Annotated in this window: 8 protein-coding genes; 3 read left to right on the plus strand and 5 right to left on the minus strand. The window is 59.4% G+C overall.

Annotated features, from left to right (window positions below; genetic code table 11):
- Nucleotides 1-5: 5 nt before the first annotated feature.
- Complete coding sequence (locus ABYA88_RS14150) at nt 6-1,214, minus strand: ammonium transporter (RefSeq protein WP_373188039.1); 1,209 nt, start codon at nt 1,212-1,214, stop codon at nt 6-8.
- A gap of 394 nt (nt 1,215-1,608) precedes the next feature.
- Here ABYA88_RS14150 and ABYA88_RS14155 point away from each other — a divergent pair, with 394 nt between their 5' ends.
- From ABYA88_RS14155 to ABYA88_RS14165, 3 genes are all read left to right on the plus strand, one after another.
- Nucleotides 1,609-2,772 carry an EAL domain-containing protein gene (locus tag ABYA88_RS14155; RefSeq protein WP_373188040.1) on the plus strand — a complete coding sequence of 388 codons (1,164 nt, stop codon included), beginning with the start codon at nt 1,609-1,611 and terminating at the stop codon, nt 2,770-2,772.
- Between the two features lie 112 nt (nt 2,773-2,884).
- Entirely contained in the window at nt 2,885-3,964 is a 1,080-nt protein-coding gene (locus ABYA88_RS14160) for a patatin-like phospholipase family protein (protein ID WP_373188041.1), read from the plus strand.
- Nucleotides 3,965-3,979: 15 nt separating this feature from the next.
- Nucleotides 3,980-4,723: a lysostaphin resistance A-like protein gene (locus ABYA88_RS14165; RefSeq protein ID WP_373188042.1), complete on the plus strand. Its 744-nt coding sequence runs from the start codon at nt 3,980-3,982 to the stop codon at nt 4,721-4,723.
- Here ABYA88_RS14165 and ABYA88_RS14170 read toward each other — a convergent pair whose 3' ends face one another.
- From ABYA88_RS14170 to ABYA88_RS14185, 4 genes are all read right to left on the minus strand, one after another.
- The gene (locus ABYA88_RS14170) at nt 4,724-5,248 is read right to left on the minus strand and encodes a C40 family peptidase (protein WP_373188043.1); all 525 of its coding nucleotides are present in this window, start codon (nt 5,246-5,248) and stop codon (nt 4,724-4,726) included.
- Nucleotides 5,249-5,333: 85 nt separating this feature from the next.
- The gene (locus ABYA88_RS14175; RefSeq protein ID WP_373188044.1) at nt 5,334-6,005 is read right to left on the minus strand and encodes a DNA-3-methyladenine glycosylase I; all 672 of its coding nucleotides are present in this window, start codon (nt 6,003-6,005) and stop codon (nt 5,334-5,336) included.
- A gap of 39 nt (nt 6,006-6,044) precedes the next feature.
- Entirely contained in the window at nt 6,045-6,866 is an 822-nt protein-coding gene (gene ttcA, locus ABYA88_RS14180; RefSeq protein WP_373188045.1) for a tRNA 2-thiocytidine(32) synthetase TtcA, read from the minus strand.
- A gap of 150 nt (nt 6,867-7,016) precedes the next feature.
- A complete protein-coding gene (locus ABYA88_RS14185; RefSeq protein ID WP_373188046.1) occupies nt 7,017-7,616 on the minus strand; it encodes a Yip1 family protein in 600 nt (199 codons plus the stop codon).
- Nucleotides 7,617-7,818 lie beyond the last annotated feature (202 nt).

Genomic DNA, 7,818 nt, shown 5'->3' on the forward strand with positions numbered 1-7,818 from the left:
CCCGATCAATCCTCCGAAGTAGCCCCAATCTTGTGGATCGCCAGGTCCGCGCCCTGGAACTCGTCCTCCTCGCTGAGGCGAATTCCGGTAACTGCCTTGATCAAACCGTAAACCAGCACGCCGCCGGCCAATGCAAAGGCAGCACCGGCGAGTGAACCGACGATCTGGGACATCAGGCTAACGCCACCAAGCCCACCGAGCGCCTGCGTACCAAAAATGCCCGCAGCCACGCCGCCCCAGACACCGCAGAGACCATGCAAGGGCCAGACACCGAGCACATCATCGATCTTCAGGTGATTCTGGGTCAGGATAAAGGCCCAGACGAACAGCCCGCCCGCCACCGCGCCGGTTGCCAGAGCACCAATCGGGTGCATCAGATCGGAGCCGGCACATACCGCCACCAGCCCGGCCAGCGGTCCGTTGTGCAGAAACCCGGGGTCGAACCGACCGACCAGCAACGCCGCCAGCGTACCGCCGACCATCGCCATCAACGAATTGACCGCCACCAGACCGCTGATACCGTCCAGGGTCTGTGCCGACATCACATTGAAGCCGAACCAGCCGATGGTCAGGATCCATGCGCCCAGGGCCAGAAACGGAATGTTCGAGGGGGGCATGGCCACCACATTGCCATCGCGATAGCGCCCGCGGCGCGCGCCCAGCATCAGCACCGCACCCAGCGCAAGCCAACCGCCGACAGCGTGCACCACCACCGAGCCAGCAAAGTCATGGAAAGGCGCACCGAAGCTCGCCTCCATCCAGCCCTGCAAACCGTAGTTCCCGTTCCACACCAAGCCCTCGAAGAACGGATAGATCAGGCCCACAATCAGCAGCGATGCCAACAGCTGCGGCGCAAACCGTGCGCGCTCGGCAATGCCGCCGGAGATGATAGCCGGGATCGCCGCAGCGAAAGTCATCAGGAAGAAGAACTTTACCAGCGAGTAACCGTTCTGTTCTGTCAGCGCCTCGGCGCCGTGAAAGAAAGTCACGCCGTAGGCGATCCAGTAACCGACAAAGAAATAGGCGACGCCGGAAATGGCGAAGTCGCTGATAATCTTGGATAACGCATTGACCTGGTTCTTCTGTCGTACCGTACCGACTTCCAGAAATGCAAAGCCGGCGTGCATGGCCAGGACCATGACCGCACCCATCAGAAGAAACATCGTGTTTGCGCCGTGCATCAGTGTTTCCACTGCGCTGTGCAGGTTTTCCATTAGCTGAGCCTCTTTTCGAGAAATGCACCAGATAAACGCACAACAGGCATGAAATGATCATCATTGGTGCAAAATGCACGCGAGCTCAGGACAAAGCCGAAGAACGAAAATTCTATCTGGTAAATTTTTCTCTTTTTATTCAGTTAGTTGAAAAGGGTTTATGTACCGATGCGACGAATCAGGCACCGATTAGGTGCGCCAGTCGCACATGTACTCACCACAGCAGTGCAATTGACATACCAGAACGCCCACGTATGCACCATCAGGCGACATGATTACCCTTTCCAGGCTTGCCGCCATACCCCGAAACATCAGCCACAACGCGCTTTATCCAGTCTCTGGCTATAATCTTGCATAAGGGGCTGGTTCGAATGCCCCGCAAATGGAGTTTATTGTGTTCAATGGTCAACCCCTTCCTTTCTTCCAGCCTCTGATCGATACCGCCACCGGGCGCATAGCAGGTTATGAGGCCCTGGCCCGGCTCAAGGACGATCAGGGACAGATTGTCAGCGCCGGTCCGCTGTTTACCGACCCGACAGTCGATCCGGTCGACCTTCTTGAACTCGACCGCACTATCCGACGCCAAGCGCTCGAAGCATTCCGGGACAGCCCGGCCGGCTTCATCAGCGTGAACATTTCTCCCCTCTGGGTCAGCCAGCTGGTACCCGGCGAACCGCTGCCCAGCCTTCAACTGCTTGAAGAAATCGGTTTACCGCCGGAACAGGTGGTGTTCGAGATAACCGAATTGCAGGGCAATATCCAGGACCTCAGCGACGCGGTGCGCCGCTATCGCGAGGCCGGCATACGCATCGCCATTGACGATTTTGGCGCCGGCTCATCCATGCTCGACCGGGTGCTCGCGCTGGAGCCGGATATTCTGAAGCTGGATATCCAGCTGTTTCGCCGCGCAGCCAGCGGCAAGGGCAACAGCGGCGACTTCGTCAAGGCGCTGGCCCTTATGGCAGAAAAGAGCGGTTGCTGGATCATTGCCGAAGGGGTGGAAACCGAACAGGAATTGCACTTCGCCCTCGAATGCGGGGCGCGATATGTCCAAGGCTATCTGTTTGCCCATCCGGCGGAGAATTTTATACCCGCAGACGCCGTACAGGCTGAGTTCTCGCGCATGCGTGACGACTACGCGCGGAGCAAGTTGGCAGAAAGAGAAAAGCTCGCGCAACTGCGTGAAATTCTCGGAAGCCTGTTCGCCGAACTGGTGCAGTGGCTGGCCAAGGGCGGCGATCCGGCGGACCTGCCCTCACCCACACAATACCCCTGGTTGCTGCGCTGCTTCCTGTGCGACGCCCATGGGACGCAGATCTCGCCTAACTACGAGTGGACCGACAACCGCTGGCAGCCAGATCCGCGTTATCTGGATCACAACTGGTCATGGCGACCCTACTTCTATCAGATACTTTCGGAGGCCGGCCAGGGCAGCCGTATCATTCTGTCCAGCCGCTACCGCGATGCCACGAGCAATCAATACTGCATCACCTCAGGCCTGTTTATCGACGACAGCCGCCATTTGCTGCTGGTGGATATCGACACGTCATTGATCTGACCTTGCAGAAAAATGTCTGCAATTTGCGTAGGCTTGTATCCTGTATCCTCGAACTGAAACAAACCGGTACAGGAAGCAAGCCGCATCCAACGGCTTGCAGCAAGGACACCGCATGACCGCTATTCATATCTCCAGCCCGGCGCTGACCCTGCGTGCCGGCAGCCAGGCCCTGGCGCACATCCGCGAGCACGGGCTGCAGCCCGCCGATGTGCACATGATCCCCGGCGCTGCCGGCGGACCCAAGGCACTGGGCATCCAGGGGCTTGATCTGGCACTGTTTGGTGACTGGCTGCCACGGGTGGCGCAGCCGCGCAGCCTGATTGGCGCCTCTATCGGTAGTTGGCGCTTTGCCAGCGCCTGTCTGCCCGACCCTGTTGCCGGGCTGCGCAACCTGGGCGAGCTGTATACTTCCCAGCGCTTTCCCAAGGGCATCACCATCAGTGAAATCAGTCAACGCTGCGCCATCATGCTCGACGACCTGTTGGGCGAGCAGGCCTCCAGCATACTGACCAATCCGCTGTACCAGCTGAATATCGTGGTAGTGAAGAGCCTGGGCCTGCTGCGACATGACACCCGCTCCCGGCTGGGTCTGGGCCTGAGCGGCGTCATCGGCGCCAACCTGCTGGGCCGGCGCCATCTCAAGCGCTTCTTCGAGCGAGTGATATTGCACGACCCCCGCCAAAGGCCGCCGCTGGCCGATTTCCAGGACTTTGTCAGCAGTCATATCAGCCTGACCGCAGAAAACCTGCGCCCGGCCCTGCTTGCATCGGGCTCGATTCCGATGGTCATGGAGGCGGTACGCGATATCCCGGGCGCCAGCGAGGGCGTCTACCGTGACGGCGGCCTGCTCGACTACCACCTGGACCTGCCCTACCAGGCCCCGGGGGTAGTGCTTTACCCACACTTCGTCGATCGAGTCGTGCCTGGCTGGTTTGACAAGACCCTGCCCTGGCGCAAGGGTGATCTGCAGCAACTCAAGAGCGTGCTGCTTCTCGCCCCGTCGCGCGAATACCTGGCCACCCTGCCCTACGGCAAACTGCCTGACCGCAAGGATTTCACCCGCTTCCTCGGCAATGACAACGAGCGGGAGATGTACTGGCGCAAGACGATGGCCGAGAGTGAACGGCTCGGCGACGAGTTCCTCGAACTGACTGAATCAGGACGCCTGATTGACCGCCTGCAATCCCTATAGCGGCCGCACCCGCTGATGCGCCGATTTACTGCGCTTCCCGATCCCAGCCAGCACGCGCTGGATGATGCGCTGATCCTGCTCCGCCTGGCGGTAGCCTACGCCGGCCTGGCAGCCGTCAGTCATTGGGCCGCCGGCCAGATCATGCAGCACTTGGGAAACGTACTGCATATCGATACGCAGTTTCTGGTGCTCGATGTGTTGTTCACCGGACTGTTGATGCTGGGCAGCCTGGTCATCGCCTGGCTCCTGCATCCCCGCGATCCGCTCGCCTGGCTGGTGGGTCATGGCTTCTCACCGGGCGGGCTGGTACCGGCGTTGTTGCTCGCGGTAACCATGGTGTTGATCGCCAATCCACTGGCCAACTGGCTGGATCTGAAGCTGCCCTCACCGGATCTCCTGCCCGCGGACCCGGCGCAGCCACAGGCGCTTACCCCGATACTGGATCTGCAGGCATGGCGTCTGGTCGGCGCGGTAGCGGTGGCTACCTTCTGGGTGCCACTGGCTGAAGAGGTCATTTTCCGCGGCTGGCTGTTCAAGGCCCTGCAGCGCACCCGCCCGGGTCTATGGGTGGCATTGCCAGCCAGCACACTGATCTTTGCCTTGCTGCACAGTTTCTACAGTGCGGGTGGGGTGGTGGTGATTGCGCTACTGGGCGCGGGCCTCGGCTGGCTGCGCTGGAGATACGATCAGCTATGGTTGTGCGTAGCCGCACATGCGGTTTACAACGGACTCACGTTGCTACTGGTTGCATTCAGCTGATCAGCGCAAAACCCGCCGCGCCCCTTTGAAGGTGCTCTGCCAGTAGCTGGCCTGCAGCTCATCGATACGCACTTTCCCACCACTGCTTGGCGCGTGGAGAAAACGCCCTTCACCGACATAGATACCGGCATGGTCAACGCTTCTGCCGCTCATTGCGAACAGAACCAGATCGCCCGGCATCAGATCCTGGGACGGTGCCTGACTCTTCAGCGCGGTCAATCCGGCGGTGGTGCGCGGCAGGGTGACACCCGCCGCTTCGCGATAGACATAGTTGATCAGGCCACTGCAGTCGAAACCGGTATCGGGGGAGCTGCCGCCCCAACGATAGGGGGTTCCGATCAGACTGAAAGCGCGAAAGATGACTTCGTTATTGGTCGGCGAAAACGGACTGGCGGTCTTGGCGTCCACCAGCGAAGCAGCACCGCCATTGCGGGCAGAATGGCCGACGCCGGGCTGATCAGGTGCACTGGCACACCCGACAAGGGTCGCAATCAGGCACGGAATAATCAGTAATTTCAGTCGCATGCGTCAGTCTCGTGAGAATCTTTAGAGCATCTGTATTGCGCAACAGTGCCCGCGGATACCCCTGAGGTCAAGCACCATAGTGTTTTCAGTGATTAACGGTATAGGCCAGCATCATCGAAAGCTGGCACATCGGACGACCACTGTCGGCATGCAACTGGTTGAAAAATGCCTGGGTGGCCGCCAGATCCCGCTGACTGGTCGGCGGCTTGTCCACCACGCCACGTGCCTTCAGGGCCGCGGCCACATCCCCCGTCACCACGAAACTGTCCTTGCCGACCATGCGCAGAAAACGCGGCGACGACAACCCGCCAAGCTGATTACCCTGACGCTGCAGCAACCGCCACAGGCCGGTTATGTCTGTCACCGGCCAGTCCGCGATCAGGTTACCCATGCTGCCGTATTCGGTACGCATGTCGATTACCATCTGGGCATTGCGCGGCACGCTGCGCAGTTTTCCCAGGTGCCGTATCAGCCGCTTGTCCTGCATCAGCCGCTCGATGTGCTCACCGCCCATCAGCACCACCTTGTCCGGATCGAAACCGAAAAAGGCCTGCTCGAATGCAGGCCACTTGGCATCCACCAGGCTGTGCTTGAGCCCGGCGCGAAATACCCGCAAGGCCAGGGTCGAGAGATAACGATCCTCTGTTATGCCGCGCAGGGTCTCCATGTCGCGGGGGGTCGGCAGATTTGCCTCCAGGGCAGCGCGCGAACCAAAACGGTTCAGGCAATACTCCTCAAGCTGTTGGTAGCTTTTCACTGCGAGCCCCCATTCTGGCTGGACCGAATCGAGGATCGGTCAGAGATTCATGACATTGAGAAAACGTGGCGTGGCCTGCTCGTCGACCTTCAGGCTGACAAAATCGAACAGGCTGTTGTCCGCCAGCTGCGAGGGATGCACATGGCGTAGCGAACGGAAAATGCTCTCGATCCGACCCGGATTCTCCCGCTCCCAACCCTGCAGCATCTCCTTGATCACCTTGCGCTGCAGGTTCTCCTGGGAGCCGCACAGGTTGCATGGAATGATCGGGAATGCCTGCAGGTCGGCATAGGCGGCGATATCCTTCTCGCTACAGAACGCCAGCGGACGAATCACTACATTGCGACCATCATCCGAGCGCAACTTCGGCGGCATTGCCTTGAGGCTGCCACCGTGGAACATGTTCAGAAAAAAGGTCTCGACGATATCGTCACGATGGTGACCCAGCGCCAGACGGTTGGCGCCGATCTCGTCGGCGAAGGTGTACAGGTTGCCGCGACGCAGGCGTGAGCACAGCGAGCAGGTGGTCTTGCCCTCGGGGATCTTCTCTCTGACGATGGAATAGGTATCGCGCTCGAGGATATGGTAGGAAACGCCGAGCGCTTCCAGGTAGGCCGGTAATACATCTTCCGGAAAGCCTGGCTGCTTCTGGTCGAGATTGACCGCCACCAGCTCGAAGCGGATCGGCGCGACCCGCTGCAGATGCAACAACATGTCCAGCATCGTGTAGCTGTCCTTGCCGCCGGACAGGCAGACCATCACCTTGTCGCCGTCCTCGATCATCGCGTATTCGGTAATGGCCTCTGCGGTGAGACGACGCAGGCGCTTCTGCAGTTTGTTCTGGTTGACACTCAGGCTCATGGCGAATGATCCGGATGCTGAAAAACCGCTATGGTAACCGCAAACCGCATCCTGAAAAAACAAAACCCCCTGCCGGCCAGATGGCCGACAAGGGGCAATGCCCAGACAGGAAGCCCGTGCCGGAAGTGCGCCCCGGCAAGAGCCTCCGGATCAGCGAAGGTATATCGGACCGACGCCCATACCCCAGAAGATAACCGAGGTGGCCATCATCGCAACCAGCACCACCAGGCCCACAGCCAGAATGGAACTGGAAAACATGAAGCCCTCTTCACTGGAAATGCCCATGAAGATCGGGATGCCCTGATACAACAGGTATACGGTGTAGCAGACCGCCGCCGTGCCCACCAGCATACCCAACCAGAGGCTCGGATAGAGCGCAGCGAGGCCGGCAATGAATAGCGGCGTGGCGGTGTATGCGGCGAAAACAATGCAGTCAGACAGCGTGGGATTGGAATCGTAGGTGCGAGCCATCCAGTGAATGAAGGCACCCATCACTGCCACACCGGCCAGCATGGCAAGATAGGACAGAACCGTCATCTGCAAGGCGCTGGTGGTGGTCAGCCGCACCGCATCCAGGCTGCCGATGGCCCAGCCTATCTGGGTGGTTCCGATATAAGCCGAAACAGCAGGAATAGCTGCCAGCAGGAGCACATGCGTGAGATACATGTGACCGATGGTTTCTTCTTCACCCTTGATCTCGCGCCATTCCTGGTCGGGATGGGTAAATAGCCCCACTACGTGATGAATCATGGTCTGGTCTCCGGAATTTTTATTCATTCCCGCGGTCCTGACGCAAAGGCCGGCAACGGGTGTACAGGTGCGGCGCTTTGTCGCAATCCCTTATCCATGACTATAGTCAAAAAAGCATGACAAGTACGCTGCTTCCTTAGAGTGATTGGCGACTTCAGGGCTTCCCGTAATAGCGTTGGAGTATTAACAGCGCCTGATTGAC

The sequence above is a fragment of the Halopseudomonas sp. genome (genome assembly GCF_041579695.1).
Taxonomy (GTDB): Bacteria; Pseudomonadota; Gammaproteobacteria; order Pseudomonadales; family Pseudomonadaceae; genus Halopseudomonas.